The 15,017-nt window shown below is 55.8% G+C and carries 16 protein-coding genes; 5 read left to right on the forward strand and 11 right to left on the reverse strand.

Translation table 11 applies throughout. The features are described from left to right. Positions 1 to 20: 20 nt before the first annotated feature. From mgtE to BLU05_RS09670, 3 genes are all read right to left on the reverse strand, one after another. Positions 21 to 1,406 (reverse strand): magnesium transporter, encoded by a 1,386-nt coding sequence (gene mgtE / locus BLU05_RS09660; RefSeq protein WP_091879539.1) that lies wholly within the window; start codon positions 1,404 to 1,406, stop codon positions 21 to 23. 282 nt (positions 1,407 to 1,688) lie between these two features. After that, the gene (locus BLU05_RS09665; RefSeq protein ID WP_091879541.1) at positions 1,689 to 4,130 is read right to left on the reverse strand and encodes a GcvT family protein; all 2,442 of its coding nucleotides are present in this window, start codon (positions 4,128 to 4,130) and stop codon (positions 1,689 to 1,691) included. After that, the gene (locus BLU05_RS09670; protein WP_091879542.1) at positions 4,127 to 5,023 is read right to left on the reverse strand and encodes a choline/ethanolamine kinase family protein; all 897 of its coding nucleotides are present in this window, start codon (positions 5,021 to 5,023) and stop codon (positions 4,127 to 4,129) included. Before BLU05_RS09670 ends, BLU05_RS09665 begins: the two co-directional genes overlap by 4 nt. 175 nt (positions 5,024 to 5,198) lie before the next feature. Here BLU05_RS09670 and BLU05_RS09675 point away from each other — a divergent pair, with 175 nt between their 5' ends. Both BLU05_RS09675 and BLU05_RS09680 read left to right on the forward strand, forming a co-directional pair. Next, complete coding sequence (locus tag BLU05_RS09675) at positions 5,199 to 5,975, forward strand: DeoR/GlpR family DNA-binding transcription regulator (RefSeq protein ID WP_091879544.1); 777 nt, start codon at positions 5,199 to 5,201, stop codon at positions 5,973 to 5,975. 64 nt (positions 5,976 to 6,039) lie between these two features. Continuing rightward, complete coding sequence (locus tag BLU05_RS09680) at positions 6,040 to 6,609, forward strand: methylated-DNA--[protein]-cysteine S-methyltransferase (RefSeq protein WP_091879545.1); 570 nt, start codon at positions 6,040 to 6,042, stop codon at positions 6,607 to 6,609. Here BLU05_RS09680 and BLU05_RS09685 read toward each other — a convergent pair. Further along, positions 6,606 to 7,991 (reverse strand): aminotransferase-like domain-containing protein, encoded by a 1,386-nt coding sequence (locus tag BLU05_RS09685; RefSeq protein WP_091879547.1) that lies wholly within the window; start codon positions 7,989 to 7,991, stop codon positions 6,606 to 6,608. The two genes, BLU05_RS09680 and BLU05_RS09685, sit on opposite strands and share 4 nt — an antisense overlap. Positions 7,992 to 8,189: 198 nt before the next feature. On the opposite strand from BLU05_RS09685, the gene BLU05_RS09690 reads away from it, so the two are divergent. Beyond that, positions 8,190 to 8,582: a DUF983 domain-containing protein gene (locus tag BLU05_RS09690; RefSeq protein ID WP_091879548.1), complete on the forward strand. Its 393-nt coding sequence runs from the start codon at positions 8,190 to 8,192 to the stop codon at positions 8,580 to 8,582. Positions 8,583 to 8,626: 44 nt separating this feature from the next. Here BLU05_RS09690 and BLU05_RS09695 read toward each other — a convergent pair whose 3' ends face one another. Then, the gene (locus BLU05_RS09695; RefSeq protein ID WP_091879550.1) at positions 8,627 to 9,367 is read right to left on the reverse strand and encodes a 3-oxoacyl-ACP reductase family protein; all 741 of its coding nucleotides are present in this window, start codon (positions 9,365 to 9,367) and stop codon (positions 8,627 to 8,629) included. Positions 9,368 to 9,468: 101 nt separating this feature from the next. Here BLU05_RS09695 and BLU05_RS09700 point away from each other — a divergent pair, with 101 nt between their 5' ends. Continuing rightward, entirely contained in the window at positions 9,469 to 10,074 is a 606-nt protein-coding gene (locus BLU05_RS09700; RefSeq protein ID WP_091879551.1) for a TetR/AcrR family transcriptional regulator, read from the forward strand. A gap of 56 nt (positions 10,075 to 10,130) precedes the next feature. On the opposite strand, the gene rpsP is transcribed toward BLU05_RS09700, so the two are convergent. The 5 genes from rpsP to BLU05_RS09725 all read right to left on the reverse strand — a co-directional run bounded on the left by rpsP (position 10,131) and on the right by BLU05_RS09725 (position 13,387). Next, positions 10,131 to 10,592, reverse strand: a complete 462-nt coding sequence (rpsP, locus tag BLU05_RS09705; protein WP_091879553.1) for a 30S ribosomal protein S16 — start codon at positions 10,590 to 10,592, stop codon at positions 10,131 to 10,133. Positions 10,593 to 10,609: 17 nt separating this feature from the next. Then, positions 10,610 to 10,918 carry a chorismate mutase gene (locus tag BLU05_RS09710; protein WP_091879554.1) on the reverse strand — a complete coding sequence of 103 codons (309 nt, stop codon included), beginning with the start codon at positions 10,916 to 10,918 and terminating at the stop codon, positions 10,610 to 10,612. 2 nt (positions 10,919 to 10,920) lie between these two features. Next, positions 10,921 to 12,501 (reverse strand): signal recognition particle protein, encoded by a 1,581-nt coding sequence (gene ffh, locus BLU05_RS09715; RefSeq protein WP_091879556.1) that lies wholly within the window; start codon positions 12,499 to 12,501, stop codon positions 10,921 to 10,923. A gap of 243 nt (positions 12,502 to 12,744) precedes the next feature. Further along, positions 12,745 to 13,131 (reverse strand): BrnA antitoxin family protein, encoded by a 387-nt coding sequence (locus BLU05_RS09720; protein WP_244518243.1) that lies wholly within the window; start codon positions 13,129 to 13,131, stop codon positions 12,745 to 12,747. After that, positions 13,112 to 13,387: a BrnT family toxin gene (locus BLU05_RS09725; protein WP_091879557.1), complete on the reverse strand. Its 276-nt coding sequence runs from the start codon at positions 13,385 to 13,387 to the stop codon at positions 13,112 to 13,114. Before BLU05_RS09725 ends, BLU05_RS09720 begins: the two co-directional genes overlap by 20 nt. 335 nt (positions 13,388 to 13,722) lie before the next feature. Between BLU05_RS09725 and BLU05_RS09730 the strand changes: the two genes are divergently transcribed. Further along, the gene (locus BLU05_RS09730; RefSeq protein WP_091879559.1) at positions 13,723 to 14,547 is read left to right on the forward strand and encodes a lytic murein transglycosylase; all 825 of its coding nucleotides are present in this window, start codon (positions 13,723 to 13,725) and stop codon (positions 14,545 to 14,547) included. A gap of 56 nt (positions 14,548 to 14,603) precedes the next feature. On the opposite strand, the gene BLU05_RS09735 is transcribed toward BLU05_RS09730, so the two are convergent. Beyond that, complete coding sequence (locus BLU05_RS09735; RefSeq protein WP_091879561.1) at positions 14,604 to 15,014, reverse strand: nuclear transport factor 2 family protein; 411 nt, start codon at positions 15,012 to 15,014, stop codon at positions 14,604 to 14,606. Positions 15,015 to 15,017: the final 3 nt, after the last annotated feature.

Raw genomic sequence — 15,017 nt, forward strand, 5'->3', positions numbered from 1 at the left:
CGGGAAGATGCCGCGCTTTGTCAGAGAAGAGTGCCCGAAAGGAAGACGAGCGCAATCGAGAAATAGATCACCAGCCCTGTTACATCGACCAGCGTGGCCACAAACGGTGCCGATGCGCTGGCAGGATCGAAGCCGATCTTTTGCAGGATAAAGGGCAGCATGGACCCGACAAGTGAGCCGAAGGTCACGATACCGATCAGGGCTGCACCGACAGTGGCGGCAATCAGCATCCAGTGCGGGCCGTAATTATAAAGGCCGACCATCTGCCACGTGGTGATGCGGATAACGCCGATGACGCCGAGGAAAGAGCCGAGCACCATGCCTGTGGGCAGTTCGCGCAGAGCAACCCGCCACCAATCCTTCAGGCGCAGTTCCTGCAGCGCCAATGCGCGGATCAACAGCGATGTGGCCTGCGAACCGGAATTACCACCGGAACTCATGATCAGCGGGATGAACAGGGTCAGGACAACAGCCTTTTCCAGTTCGCCTTCGAAATATTGCATGGCGCTGGCGGTCAGCATCTCGCTGAGAAACAGCACGCCGAGCCAACCGGCCCGCTTGCGCAGCATCTGCACGAAGCTGATCTGCATATAGGGCTTGTTCAGCGCCTCCATACCACCGAACTTCAAGGTGTCTTCGGTCATTTCCTGTGTCATGGCGTCGATCACATCATCGACGGTAACGATACCGATGATGTGATTGTCGTCATTGACCACGGGAACGGCGAGCAGATCGTGCTTGCGGAAGAGCCGGGCAACATCCTCCTGATCGGTCAGCGGGCCAACCGTTACCGGGGCAACGTCGCGGCCAACGCTCATGATGGAATCATCAGGCTCGCTGGTGATCAGACGGCGCAATGCGACAGCCCGCAACAGACCTTTGGTCTTTGCGTCAGTTACATAGATTGCATAGATCGTTTCGCGGGACCGTTCGACTTCGCGAATGTGCTGCAGCGTTGCGGCAACATTCCAGTCGCCGGGCACGCTGACAAATTCGGTGGTCATCAGACTGCCTGCCGTATGGGGCGGATAGTGCAGCAGCTTGCGCAGCGCAGCCTTGGTTTCCTGCCCGAGGCTCGAGGCAAGGCGGATACGGGTTTCGTCATCGAACTGCTGGAAAATATCAGTAACGCGGTCGGCTGACATGGCGTCAAGCAGCTCACGCGCAATAGGTGCTGGAAGCTCGGCAATAATCTCGGCAGACGAGTGCAGTTCCGGCTGATCGAGGATCAAAACCGCGTGATCTCTTGGCATTTCAGCGAGAATGCCGACGGCATCCTCGACATCGAGTTCGTTGAGCAGTTCAACAGCATCAGCGGCCTGCATGGCGGCAAGCTGCTCTGCTACATTGGATGCCTGTGCCAATTCGGCATTGACTGCATCCTTATTCAAGCGAAGGTCGTTCATTTTAGCTCGCCTTTCTGTCGATCCGCCGTCACGGCTGATCGGGGCGAGCTGATCTCTTAGAATCAGGCCACGATCGCCGATGACGGCGCAAACAATCGACTATGACTGTCGTCGTTGGGCATAAGAGATAGACTCCGGTTTGGTGATACGCGGCCGAAATTTCCCGGTCGCGTGCTGCCATTTGGTCCCCTCCACGGGGAAAGTCAACCCCCGGGAAATTATGCCGCAGGGTGCCGAATTGCTGGCGTTTTGACAGGCTCAATCAGAAGAGCGTTTGCCGCCTCACGCCTTCACTTTTGCGTTTAGCGGATCGTAGAGCGGCTCAAGGTGAATCTTGGCGGGGAAGCGTTCATTGGCGACGATCAGTTCATAGGTTCCTTCGGTCAAAAAGCTGTCGGTTACACCATCAGTATGACGGACATAACCGAAGCCAATGGGCTTGCCGATTGTGTAACCGAAACCGCCACTGGTAAGGTACCCAACCGTCTCGCCATTGCGCAGGATCGTCTCGCGTCCCAGAAGCACCACATCCTCATTGGCAACAGTGAAACCGACAAGGCGTTTCTTGAGAGGTGCAGCCTGAATAGTCTGGCTGGCCTTCCGGCCCAAGAACTCCGTGTCCTTGCGCAATTTGACCGCCCAGCCTAGCCCGGCCTCGAAGGGCGAGTCATTGGGCGTGATATCAGAACCCCAGGCACGGTAACCTTTTTCCAACCGCAGCGATTCCAGCGCACGATATCCGACGGGTGCAATACCGAATTCTTCGCCTGCCTGCATCAGGGCATCGAAGACCGTGCCAGTGGCGGCAATCGGAATATGCAGTTCCCAGCCAAGCTCGCCGACATAGGTCACACGCAGGGCGCGAACTGTCGCTCCAGCTATCTTGATCTCTCTGACATGGCCGAAAGGAAAGGCACTGTTGCTGACATCGGTATCCGTGACGCGCGACAGGACATCACGCGCCTTTGGACCCATGAGCGAAAGCGTGCCGAAATGCTCGGTGATATCAACGAGGCGTGCATCCAGCCCCTCACCGATATGTTCCTTGATCCAGGCAAAGTCATGGGTGCGAAAGCCCGTGCCGGTGACGATATAGAACTTGTCTTCGGCAAGTCGCGCAACGGTGAGATCGCATTCAATGCCGCCGCGGGTGTTGAGAAGCTGCGTATAGGTCAACCGCCCGACGGGCTTTGCAACATCATTGGCGCAGATGTAATCAAGCGCCTTTTGCGCGTCCTTGCCTGTCAGTTCATATTTGGCGAAGGAGGACTGGTCGAAAATGCCGGCCTTTTCCCGCACCAGCGTATGTTCCTTGCCAACCTGATCGAACCAGTTCTGACGACCCATGGAATAAATATCGACAGGCTCCGTACCATCGGGTGCAAACCAGTTGGGGCGTTCCCAGCCGAGTTTCGATCCAAAGACCGCGCCGTGTTTCTTCAGGCGATCATAGAGCGGTGAGACAATGGCTGGACGCCCGGATGTGTACTCCTCGTGCGGAAAGCCAATCGTGTAGTGTTTGCCATAGGCTTCCAATGTGCGGTCAAGCACCCAGTCACGGTCGCGATACAGATTGGAAAAGCGCCTGATATCGACAGTCCACAGATCAAGCGGTGCTTCGCCATCGATGACCCATTGGGCCAGCACCCAGCCTGCGCCGCCGCCTGAGGCAATACCAAAGGCGTTAAAGCCCGCGCCGACAAACATATTCGAGCACTCAGGCGCACGACCGAGAATGAAATTACCATCTGGCGTAAAGCTCTCCGGGCCGTTGATCATCTGCTTGACGCCGATGGTTTCAAGCGCGGGAATGCGCTCCATCGCCTGCATCATATGCTGTTCAAAATGATCGAAATCATCATCGAACAAGCGAAACTGCCAATCGTCAGGCACATTGCCAGTCACCCATCCCTGCGGATTGGGTTCGTAGCCGCCCATGACCAGACCGCCAACCTCTTCCTTGAAATAGGTGCGCCTGTCAGGATCGCGGATGGTCGGTGCGTCTGACGACAGACCGTCGATCTTTTCGGTGATGATATATTGGTGTTTTACAGGTTGAAGTGGCACATTGATGCCTGCCATAGCACCGACTTGCCTTGCCCATTGGCCCGCGCAATTGACCACTTTTTCGCAAGCGATGTCACCCTGATCAGTCTTGACCTTGATGATACGCTCGCCATCCATCTCGAACCCGGTGACACGGATATTTTCGATGAGTTTCGCGCCGTTCATACGCGCGCCGCGTGCCAGCGATTGCGTGATATCCGAAGGGCTCGCCTGCCCGTCCGTCGGCAGCCAGCTTGCACCGACCAGATCATCGACCCGCATCAACGGCCACATGGCCTTGACCTCCTGCGGCGAAAGAAGGTGCATCTCCATGCCAAAACTACCCGCTGTGGTCGCCAGACGGCGAAACTCGGTCCAGCGGTCCTGATTGGTGGCAAGGCGCAGGCAACCGGTCATTTTCCAGCCCGTCGCCAGACCGGTTTCCTCATCAAGACGTTTGTAAAGATCAACCGAATATTTCAGGACGCGGGTAATGGATGCGGAGGAGCGCAGCTGACCAACAAGGCCCGCCGCGTGCCAGGTGGAGCCCGATGTCAACTGTCCCTGCTCAAGCAGAATGACATCCGCCTTGTGGTCTTTTGCAAGATGATAGGCCGTCGAACAGCCGATGATGCCGCCGCCGATAACAACGATCTGGGCGTGACTGGGCAGGGTCATGATTTGCTTCCATATGTGGTTCGAAACCGGTCCAGCGCTTGTTCCAGACGCTCCAGATTTTCATGGGTGTAGGCGACGTAATCGACGCCGGGTGCATTGAGATACAGCTCCGACACCATGCCCCACATGGCTTCGCGCAGCAGTGAAGCGCATTGCATCGCCGCGTGGGCGCGCTTCAGCGCGTGGTCGGGAGAGGCCTGGAAATAGGCTGCCAGCAAGGCTTCCGATTCTTCTTCCGTCAGACCGCAATTGGACGCGATACCGGCAAGATCGAACATGGCGGTGGAAAAACCGGCATATTCAAAGTCGATCAACCACAGCCGTTCGCCATCATCGAGAATATTGGCGGGCAGAAGATCATTGTGGCCGAAGATGATCGGGAGTGGCTTTTGCACAGCCTCCATCTCGGCCGCAATGGCAAGGTAATCTTCCAGATGATCAACCATACGGCTTTTGCCCGTTTTAAGCGTGCGGGCGTAGTCGCGGATGACGTGAAACACCCAGAACATGAATCCGGGGCCGGTGATGTGATCGGGCATTGCCGTGTGAAATTGCCGGATCAGGGTGGCGACACCGGCGATGTTGTCGCGCACATCCTGTGCATCAAAGGTTTTTGCGCCCAGAAATGCCGATACCATTATGCCGCCATCGGCGTAAAACAATTCGGGTGCAAATCCCGCGCTATGTGCGGCCTTCGCCGTCATGGCCTCGCGGTCGCGAAAGACGTGGTGGAAGGGATAATCCTTGCCAAACCGCACCACATATTTGCGGTGCTGATCTTCGACGACATAGCTCTCATTGCTGATCCCGCCCTTGAGCAGCGTCACGCTGATATTGCCATGCCACAGGGGCAAGGCAGCAATTCGGGCTTCGCTGGTCTGGGTCTGCGTCATCGGGCAATCCAGAAAACGAGCACCCGCCTTGGGTGCCCTATATGGCAAATCTCATCTGCATGACCTCCGTTGTCAATCCGCCTTTGTGAGTTTTTGTGGTTTTTATGACTGTTTTATAAATTTTTTGTGGTATCAATGTTTGCATGTGCGCAGATATGCACGATTGATGAGGTGTATGATGGGTTCCAAACGGCGTGGCGAGATTACGAAAGTGCTGCAGGATGAGGGCACAATCTCGATCTCGGATCTGGCGAACAGGCTCGGCGTTTCGCTTGAGACGATACGGCGCGATGTAAAACCTTTGACTGATGAAGGGGTTATCGTGCGCACCCATGGTGCCGTTGGTTTGCCGCAGCATCTCGGCGAAGCGCCGTTTGAACGACGCATGCGCGAGAATGCCGGTGCCAAGCGGGCAATCGCCCGGCATGTCGCAGGTACAATCAGCAATGGTGACTCGATCATGCTGGATACGGGCACGACCACCAGCTTTCTTGCTCGGGAATTGTTGCAGTATCGCAATCTGACGGTTGTCACCAATTCATCCGATATTGCCCGTACTTTGGCGACGGTGAATGGCAACAAGGTATTCATGGCCGGAGGTGAATTGCGCAGTGACAATGGCGCTGCCTTCGGTGCCCTGGCCATCGATTTTATCAGCCGGTTCAATGTCGCCCATTCCATCATTTCCATCGGCGCCATCGATGCGACACATGGGTTGATGGATTACAATCTTGAGGAAGCGGAGTTCGCGCGCATGGTTCTGTCGCGGGGTGAACGCTCGGTTGTCGTATCGGATGCTTCGAAGTTCGGCCGTCAGGGACTTGTTCAGGTCTGCGATTTTACCGGTTTTGATGAACTGGTGACTGATTCACCGCCGCCTGACGATGTTCTTCAGTCGCTCAGCCGAGCGGGGGCGAGGGTGAGGGTGAGTATTGCCGGAAACGAGGCCTGACAAGAATCGGGTGGCAGACCGATTCCAGAGAGATAGAATCGCGCGCATGAGTCGGGAGAAGACCATGACAAAGACCTTGCGCTACAGACATATTCAGACACCGATTGGCCCCATGATCGCCATGGCTGGTGATGAAGGGCTTTCACTGCTTGAATTCTCCGATCGGCCAGCCCTGCCGGCAGAATTGACAGAACTTGAGCAGCGCTATGGCTATACCATTGTGCCGGGGGATCATTCTTATCTTGACCAGGTTGATGAAGAGATCACTGCCTATTTTGCCGGTGAGCTGACGCGGTTTGAAACGCCGTTGTTTCTGCCAGCCACACCATTCCAGCGCACCATCTGGTCGATGCTTATTGATATCCCCTACGGCGAAACGCGCACTTATGGCGGGATGGCCAGAGCGTTGGGTAAACCGAACTCAAGCCGCGCAGTCGGTGGTGCAAATGGCCAGAACCGCATCGCCATTGTTGTTCCCTGCCATCGTATCATTGGTGCGGATGGGTCATTGACCGGTTATGGCGGCGGGCAACCGCGCAAACGTTTTCTGCTTGATCTGGAACATCGGATTACCGCGCAGGCATCGGAGAAGCCGGTGTTTCACCCGATCACGGCGCAGGGCAGTTTCCTCTAGACAATAATTCCCGTGGCAAAGCGCGGTTCGTGCAGCAGCCGGTCAAGCAGAACGAGGGCCTGTTCCAGCCTGCCTCTGTCCGGCGCAGCGCCAAGTGACAACCTGATAGCTTCGGGGGTTGCAGGGGCGATGCTGAAAGCCGACGCCGGGACAATGCCAATGCCGGAACGGCGGGCAAGCGCGGAGAATTCCGCGGCACTCCACTGAACAGGTACATCAAGCCATAGATGATGACCTGCCGGATGCGCGGAAAAATGCCAATTCTTCAGCACTTTTCTGGCGATGATCTGTCTGGCCTGACTTTCCTCGCGGATTGCATGTGCAATCCCATAGAGGCTGCCGTCGTTGATCCAGGCTGTGGCAACCGCCATCAGCAATGGCGATGCGGTCGGGTTACTGGCGCGAAGGCTTGATGCGAGCTTCAGTACATCCAGTGATGAGGGGCAAACCACATAGGCAACACGCAGCGCAGGCGTTGCACATTTGGAGAGTGTGGCAATGTGCCAGGTGATATCGGGGGCTATCGAAGCAATGGCGGGCAGGGGTGTGTCGAGAAGTTCCGCATAAGGATCATCCTCGATAATCATGACATCGTGGCGTTGAGCGATACTGACGATGATTTGGCGGCGCGACGCAGGCATCATTATGGTCGTTGGGTTGTCGATGGATGGACAGAGGTAAATTGCTTTCGGCTTCAGTGTTTTGCAGCAGCTTTCAAACACGTCCGGAATAATACCGTTCCGGTCCATGGCGAGCGGATGAATGGGAATATCAAGCGCCGAACAGACGGATTTCAGCCCCGGATAGGTCAGTGTTCCCGCGCAAATGGAGCCGCGGGCAGCAACAAGGCTGCAAATGGCAAAGAGTGCGCTTTGGGCACCACCGGCCACGAGTAGCCGGTCCGCCGAGGGCGCTTCACCGAAACGCGGTGCCAGCCATTTTGTCCCGGCGGCGCGTGCAGCCTCTGTACCGGTGCTTTCCTGATAGCTGAGGAAGTGGCTCGATGCGCCGTTGAGGACGTGGCTTACCCCCTCGATCAGATGATTGTGGAGGTCGGCTTCCGGTGGCTGTGGTGGGATGATCATGGTCAGGTCCAGATCCGTCAGCAGGGAGGCCATCCCAAGTGCCGGTTGCGTCAACGAACCTTTGATGGTGGTGCCCGAACCGACTTTCGCTTCGATGAGATCAAGGCGATGCGCTTCGGTCATCGCCCGTGTGACGGTGGTCAGATCAATTCCGAGCTGTCTTGCAATCTCGCGCTGGGGTGGGAGGGCATCCCCCGGTTTCAAAACGCCCGAGTTGATGTCGGCGACCAGCGCATCGACAATCCCTTGGTGCTTGTAGCGGGAACTGGTGGCAATACGGGGCTTCCAAACGGTCATGTCAGGCTCTTTGTATGGTTACAACCCATACAATTACCCAGACTTTCTCGCGCTAACAAGGACAAATATGCCATGTGACAAACGGTCATGCTTGCATAAATGCATACAATCCTTATATTTCCATCAGATAGTATGTTTATTGTATGCTAATAATATAAATTATCCATACAATAAATCCATCTTGGAAAGGCAATAGCCATGTCACAGACAGGCCACTACCACGCAACAGACAATCCAATGAAAACTGGCATCCTCGGGCGCTGTCCGCAATGTCAGCAAGGACGGCTGTTCCATGGTTTCCTCAAGCTGGCACCGTCCTGCGAAGTTTGCGGGCTCGATTATTCATTTGCCGATCCAGCGGATGGCCCAGCTTTCTTCGCCATGACCATCGTCGCGGTTCCGGCCATGTTGTTCGCCCTGTGGTTGCAGACAACCTATGAAGTTTCCATCTGGGTGCATCTGTTCACGACGCTGCCGCTGACCCTGTTCGGCAGTCTTATCCTGCTGCGACCGCTGAAGGGCTGGCTGGTCTGCTCACAATATTTCCATAAGGCTGAGGAAGGCCGTCTGGTACGCAAGGGCGAACAGTAAGAGAGAACCCGGACGATGATATCATCCGGGTGAGTTCCAATCGATCAGGCGTTGGCACCGCCATCAATGGTCAGCGAAGCGCCGTTGATGAAACGGCCTTCTTCGCCGGCGAGAAAAGCGACAAGACCGGCAATGTCCTTCGCCTGCCCAAAACGTGGAATGGCCATGCGGGCGCGCTGGCCTTCAGCGTGATCACCATTGGCGGGATTCATATCCGTATCAGTTGAGCCCGGATGAACAATATTGGCGGTGATTTCCCTCGGGCCAAGATCGCGCGCCAGCGCTTTGGTCAGGCCGATCAGCGCGGCCTTGCTGGTTGAATAGGCGAGAAGGCCGGGAAACGGCACGATTTCCGCCAGATTGCTGCCGATGCTGATAATCCGCCCACCCACGGGCATGTGTGCTACGGCGGCCTTTGCGGCAACGAAGCTTGCACGAACATGGATCGACATCACGCGGTCGAATTCTTCCAGATCCAGCACATCGACCGTATCCATTGAATAGACCCCGGCGCTGTTCACAAGAATGTCCAGTCGGCCAAGTTTGGCGTGGGCTTCATTGACCGCGCTTTCCACTGCTTTTGCATCGAGATTATCGGCCTTGATGGCGATGGCGCGACGGCCGAGCTTCTCGATGGCCTTGACTGTGTCATCCGCCTTGGCCGGGGCGCTGGTGTAGGTAATGGCAATATCTGCACCATCTTCCGCGAGTTTGAGGGCAATGGCTGCTCCGATACCGCGACTACCGCCGGTGACAAAGGCAACTTTATTGGAGAGACGAGACATCCGTTTTCCTTTTATGTAACGGTTGATACATAAAGGCATGCCACCCTTGCGCCGCAACGTCAAGTGATTTATGTATTGATTGTTACAAAAAGGAGTTTGTCATGTCGCCAAAAGGCCGCCCACGCGCATTTGACAGGGATGCAGCTCTTATCCGTGCCATGGAACTCTTCTGGGCCAAGGGTTATGAAGGCGCATCGATGGCAATGCTCACCGAGGCGATGGGGATCAATTCTCCCAGCCTTTACGCCTGTTTTGGCAGCAAGGCCGAACTTTTCAAAGAGGCTGTTTCGGTCTATCGCAGCCGGGTGGGCCACGACATATGGAATGCTCTGCCCGAAGCCAAAACGGCGCGGGAGGGATTTCATAATTTCCTGAAGGAAACCGCCATTTCTTACACCCGGCCTGATCAACCGCAGGGTTGTCTCATTGTGCTTGGGGCTTTGCATGGTTTAAGCGAAGATGATCCCATTGGGGAACTGCTCCGGGATAACCGCCGGGAGAATGTCACCAAACTGAAGACGCGGCTGGAGCAGGGCGTAGCGGATGGGGAGCTTAATGCTGCCACGGATTGTCAGAACATCGCGGAATTCTATGCGACGGTGCAGCATGGCATGTCGATCACAGCGCGCGACGGTGCAACACTCGATGGTTTGATGCGAACCGCCGATGCGGCAATGGCCGCATGGGACGGGCTTACTGCCGCCTGAAAACAAAAACGGGCGGCAGAGCCACCCGTTTTGCAGTCAATGGATGAAGCCGCTTATTAGCTGGCAGCTTCTTCAGATGGTGCTTCTTCTGCAGGAGCGGCAGCAGCTTCAGCAGCAGCGGCCTTGGCAGCTTCTTCAGCAGCCTTTGCAGCTTCTGCTTCAGCAATAATTTTTGCCTTTGCATCTTCTTCAGCCTGCTTGGCCATAGCAACGCGTTCCTGAGCCTTCTTGCCCGGAAGAGCCTTTTCAGGGTTGTTGCGTGTGTCGCGCTTGGCAATGCCAGCCTGATCGAGGAAGCGCAGAACGCGGTCTGTTGGCTGTGCGCCATGGCCGATCCAATACTGGATGCGGTCAGCATCGAGCTTTACGCGGTCGCCGTCCTTGGGAAGCATTGGGTTCCATGCGCCAACGGTTTCGATGAAACGACCATCACGCGGTGCACGAACGTCAGCGATAACGACGTGGTAGTAAGGGCGCTTCTTGGAGCCGGCACGTGCCAGGCGGATTTTCAGTGACATGGGGTATTCTCCTGTTGTTAGTTCGCGGCGTTTTCTTTGGCCGCAGTTGTTTCGTGATGTCTGATCACTTCCTTGACGATGAAGTTCAGAAACTTCTCGGCAAAATCGGGGTCGAGGTCAGCCGACTGGGCGAGCGAGCGCAGACGTTCAACCTGTAGTTTTTCACGCGCGGGATCGGCAGCGGCGAGGCCATTCCTGGCCTTGAGCACACCCACGGCTTTCGTGCAGCGGAAACGCTCCGCCAGCATGTGGATCAGCGCCGCATCGATATTGTCGATGGAAGCGCGCAGTTCGAGCAATTCTTTTGGCAGGGAGGAAGACGTCATGATTATCCCTTCTTCTTCGGCAGGCCGGGAAGCCCACCACCAAGGCCGGGCAAGCGGGGGAGGCCGCCTCCCATACCACCACCGAGACCACCCGGAAGACCGGGCAAACCACCGCCCTTGCCGAAGCCTGCGGCTTCCGCCTGCTTCTGCAGGGCTTCAAGCTGTTTCGGGTCCATCTTGGAAAGGTCGGGCATGCCGCCCATACCACCCAGTCCGCCCATACCACCAAGGCCCATCTTGGCGCCGATGCCGCCCATCATCTGTTTCATGATGCCGCCTTTGCCCTTGCCGCCCATCGCCTTCATCATATCCGCCATCTGACGGTGCATTTTGAGAAGCTTGTTGATGTCGGCGGCATTGGTGCCGGAGCCCTTGGCAATGCGCTGCTTGCGCGAATGTTTCAGCATATCAGGATTGGTGCGCTCGGCTGCTGTCATCGAGGAGATGATAGCGAGCTGGCGCTTGAAGATGGAATCATCAAGACCGGCCGCGGCCATCTGATCCTTCATCTTGCCCATGCCGGGCATCATGCCCATGATACCGCCCATGCCGCCGAGCTTCTGCATCTGGCCGATCTGGTCAGCCAGATCGTTGAGATCGAACTTGCCTGATTGCATTTTCTTGGCCATCGCCGCGGCTTTTTCCGCGTCAATGTTTTCGGCAGCTTTTTCAACGAGCGAAACAATATCGCCCATGCCGAGAATGCGGTCAGCGATACGCCGTGGGTAGAACTCCTCCAGCGCATCCATCTTTTCGCCGGTGGCGATCAGCTTGATCGGCTTACCGGTAACAGCGCGCATCGAAAGGGCGGCACCGCCGCGACCATCGCCGTCCATACGTGTCAGGACAAGACCGGTGATGCCGACGCGCTCATCGAAGGAGCGCGCAAGATTGACGGCGTCCTGACCGGTCAGAGCATCGGCAACGAGAAGGATTTCGTGCGGGTTGGCCTTTTTCTTGATGTCGGCCATTTCGACCATCAAGGGCTCATCAATGTGCGTGCGGCCCGCCGTATCAAGGATGACCACATCATGGCCGCCGAGCTTGGCTGCCTGTACGGCGCGCGCGGCGATCTCAACCGGCGTCTGGCCAGCAATGATCGGCAGCGTATCAACGCCGGTCTGTACACCAAGCTGGCGCAATTGTTCCTGTGCGGCTGGACGGCGCGTATCAAGCGACGCCATCAGCACTTTCTTCTTCGACCGTTCGGTCAGGCGCTTGCCGATCTTGCCCGTAGTGGTGGTCTTACCCGAACCCTGCAGACCAACCATCATGATGACAACGGGAGCCGGGGCATTCAGATCAATGGTGACGCCTTCGGCGCCGAGCATGTCGACCAGTTCATCATGAACGATCTTGACGACCATCTGGCCGGGCTTGATGCTTTTGAGGACTTCCGCGCCGACGGCTTTGGCACGCACCTTGTCGGTGAACGAGCGAACCACATCAAGGGCAACGTCAGCTTCGATAAGTGCCCGGCGCACTTCGCGCAAAGCTGCCGCGACGTCGGCATCCGACAACGCGCCACGGCCGGTCAGGCCATTCAAAATCGAACCTAGTCGTTCCTGTAAGCTCTCAAACATCCGTTTTCCTCTATCTTCCGGGGAACTGTTTCCCTGAAAGGTAAGCATCCTCCGCGCCAAAGCCCATACCCAAACGGGGCTCAAAGCAAAAATGCACCCGAGGGCGCATCGCGCTGTCGGGTGTTGACCTCCGGGATCATCAGACCCTTGCGGGGTCCCGGTCGGCTGCTCGGAGTTGGAACTCGTCGCGGATTGATGGGCGGCTTAAACAGGAAATATGGTGATGAGTCAAGGTGGACGCAGTTACGCGCGCTTTTTCAACCCTGCTGCTTTGCGCAGGACATCATCAATACGGCTCTGCCAACCGGGGCCGCTCGAACGGAAATAATCAACCACATCCGGGCTGAGGCGAAGGGAGACCGGAGTTTTTGTACTATCCGCAAGTGGTCGACCGGGCTTGCGCCTGCTCAACTCGGTGATGAGGACAGTGTCCGGATCGTCCAAAGCCGCTTTGGTAAGCGCTGCATCTTCTTCGACGCTAAGAGACTCGGCATAAGCCTTCGCGGCGGCGATGGCTTCCTCGCGGGTCTTTTGCTTGTACGCTCTATGCGCCACAGTCATCGTTACCAATCCTGTTTCCTGATTGAAAACAATCGCGGTGCCGGACATGTCACGTTTCTGATTTGGCATATTCATTCGCTTCCCTCTGAGATGCTCTACGCAGTGAGATAACGCGAATGGATGTTCCTCTCATTGTGTAGATAAGTGCGTAAAATTTACCTCCAAGTATGCCAATGGCGACGATACGCTCTTCACCATAGATGTTTTGGTCTGCCAGCCACTCCATAGCGGTCTCAAACTCAAAATAGCGAACATCCTCAAAGGCCACGCCATGTTTGCGCAGATTACGCTTAGCCTTTTCATTATTCCATTCGAACTTACGCATGAAAGCCACTGCAGTCAATAATTATTGTATATACAGAAATACAATCTAATTTCCAAAATTTGACTTAGCTTACCAGCGAAAATGCAAATGGCTTCTCATCAATAGGTCTAACCGCGCCGAATCAAACGCGGGAACGGAGCAACTCAGGATTGCATCCTGTGTGTCTGCACAGCGTTGACGAGAATCGTCGAATGAGTACGCGAAAGGGCAATATTCATCGAAAATGAAGAGAACGAGCCCAGTTTTGCCAAGTATTGCTCCATTCTGCCAGATGACAGAGTGCCAGAAAAATGGCAGATAGCATCAGGGACGATTAAACTTTTAAGGAGATTTCCATGGCATTTGTTGCCAAAGGCAGATTTTTTGCTGGTGTAGCGACCGCGCTTCTCGTGATGGCAGGAGCAGCTCAGGCAGCACCTCAGTGTGGCAACAATTCTGCTGGATTTCCGGCTTGGGTTGAACAGTTCAAACAGGAAGCCAAGTCGCAGGGTATCGGCGGCAGGGGGCTGGGTGCTCTCAACAACCTGACCTATTCAACCAAGACAATAGCGCTGGACCGCAATCAGAAGAGCTTCAAATACGCGCTCGACAAGTTCATGCAGGTGCGTGGTGCGCAGACGATCGTATCGCGTGGCAAGGCACTGAAAACCCAGAATGCGGCTCTCTTTGCCAGCATTGAGAAGCGCTATGGCGTGCCTGCTGGCCCGATCATTGCGATCTGGGGCATGGAGACGGGTTTTGGTGCTGTCCTTGGCAGCCAGCACACACTATCCGCAGTAGCGACGCTGGCTTATGATTGCCGCCGCAGCGAATATTTTCGTGAGCAGCTCTATGCGGCATTGAAGCTTGTCGATCACGGTGATCTGGCCCCCGATGCGCGCGGCGCGTTGCATGGTGAAATTGGCCAGACCCAGTTCATGCCCGCCAATGTTTTGAAATATGGTGTCGATGGTGATGGCAGCGGCCATATCGACATGGTCCGTTCCAAGGCTGACGCCTTGGCCTCCACGGCAAATTTCCTTGTTGGTCATGGCTGGCAGCGTGGTGCTGGATATCAGCCTGGGGAGCCCAGCTTCGCGGCAATTCAGGGATGGAATTCGGCCACTGTTTATCAGCAGGCCATTGCAATCATCGGCGCACAGATCGACGGCGGCAAGTAAGGCTTTTCCACAATTGTAGTGAATTCAAAGGCCGGTGCTCAGCATCGGCCTTTTGTTTAAAATCCTTCGCAGGTCTCGCCAATGGCTCCCTGTGCGCTGGCGCTGATCTTGCCGTTGCGAAAACTGAATATTTCGCGGGAATAGGTGGTGTTGTCAGGAAACTCGTAACAAACGAACATCGTCAGTTTGCCATTTTCCATTCCGCCAAGTCTGTGCTTGATCGTCGTGCCTTTTACAGCGTGTTCCCATTCGTCGAGGGAGCCGAGGAATTCGCGCTTGGTCTGCTCAATCTCCTGATCTTCAAGCACGATTGTCGCGTCATCGGTGAGAAGGTCGGCAAATTCAGGCCTGTTTGCTGTATCGAGTGCCTTGTACCAGCGCTCGACAAGAACTTCAGGGTTGTCTTCGGCGAGCGAAGGCACCGCAAAGCTGAGAAGCAGCGCGAGAGCGATAGCCAGTTTCTGCATAGA

This window comes from Phyllobacterium sp. OV277 (genome assembly GCF_900104355.1).
GTDB lineage: Bacteria > Pseudomonadota > Alphaproteobacteria > Rhizobiales > Rhizobiaceae > Phyllobacterium.

Excerpts from the sequence above, each read along its gene's own strand:
- rpsP (WP_091879553.1), bottom strand. The coding sequence starts at position 10,592 with ATGTCACTGAAAATCCGCCTGGCACGTGCCGGCTCCAAGAAGCGCCCT.
- BLU05_RS09700 (WP_091879551.1), top strand. The coding sequence starts at position 9,469 with ATGTCGCCAAAAGGCCGCCCACGCGCATTTGACAGGGATGCAGCTCTT.
- BLU05_RS09720 (WP_244518243.1), bottom strand. The coding sequence starts at position 13,131 with ATGCCAAATCAGAAACGTGACATGTCCGGCACCGCGATTGTTTTCAAT.
- ffh (WP_091879556.1), bottom strand. The coding sequence starts at position 12,501 with ATGTTTGAGAGCTTACAGGAACGACTAGGTTCGATTTTGAATGGCCTG.
- BLU05_RS09710 (WP_091879554.1), bottom strand. The coding sequence starts at position 10,918 with ATGACGTCTTCCTCCCTGCCAAAAGAATTGCTCGAACTGCGCGCTTCC.
- BLU05_RS09675 (WP_091879544.1), top strand. The coding sequence starts at position 5,199 with ATGATGGGTTCCAAACGGCGTGGCGAGATTACGAAAGTGCTGCAGGAT.
- BLU05_RS09690 (WP_091879548.1), top strand. The coding sequence starts at position 8,190 with ATGTCACAGACAGGCCACTACCACGCAACAGACAATCCAATGAAAACT.
- mgtE (WP_091879539.1), bottom strand. The coding sequence starts at position 1,406 with ATGAACGACCTTCGCTTGAATAAGGATGCAGTCAATGCCGAATTGGCA.
- BLU05_RS09670 (WP_091879542.1), bottom strand. The coding sequence starts at position 5,023 with ATGACGCAGACCCAGACCAGCGAAGCCCGAATTGCTGCCTTGCCCCTG.
- BLU05_RS09725 (WP_091879557.1), bottom strand. The coding sequence starts at position 13,387 with ATGCGTAAGTTCGAATGGAATAATGAAAAGGCTAAGCGTAATCTGCGC.
- BLU05_RS09680 (WP_091879545.1), top strand. The coding sequence starts at position 6,040 with ATGACAAAGACCTTGCGCTACAGACATATTCAGACACCGATTGGCCCC.
- BLU05_RS09665 (WP_091879541.1), bottom strand. The coding sequence starts at position 4,130 with ATGACCCTGCCCAGTCACGCCCAGATCGTTGTTATCGGCGGCGGCATC.
- BLU05_RS09735 (WP_091879561.1), bottom strand. The coding sequence starts at position 15,014 with ATGCAGAAACTGGCTATCGCTCTCGCGCTGCTTCTCAGCTTTGCGGTG.
- BLU05_RS09695 (WP_091879550.1), bottom strand. The coding sequence starts at position 9,367 with ATGTCTCGTCTCTCCAATAAAGTTGCCTTTGTCACCGGCGGTAGTCGC.
- BLU05_RS09685 (WP_091879547.1), bottom strand. The coding sequence starts at position 7,991 with ATGACCGTTTGGAAGCCCCGTATTGCCACCAGTTCCCGCTACAAGCAC.
- BLU05_RS09730 (WP_091879559.1), top strand. The coding sequence starts at position 13,723 with ATGGCATTTGTTGCCAAAGGCAGATTTTTTGCTGGTGTAGCGACCGCG.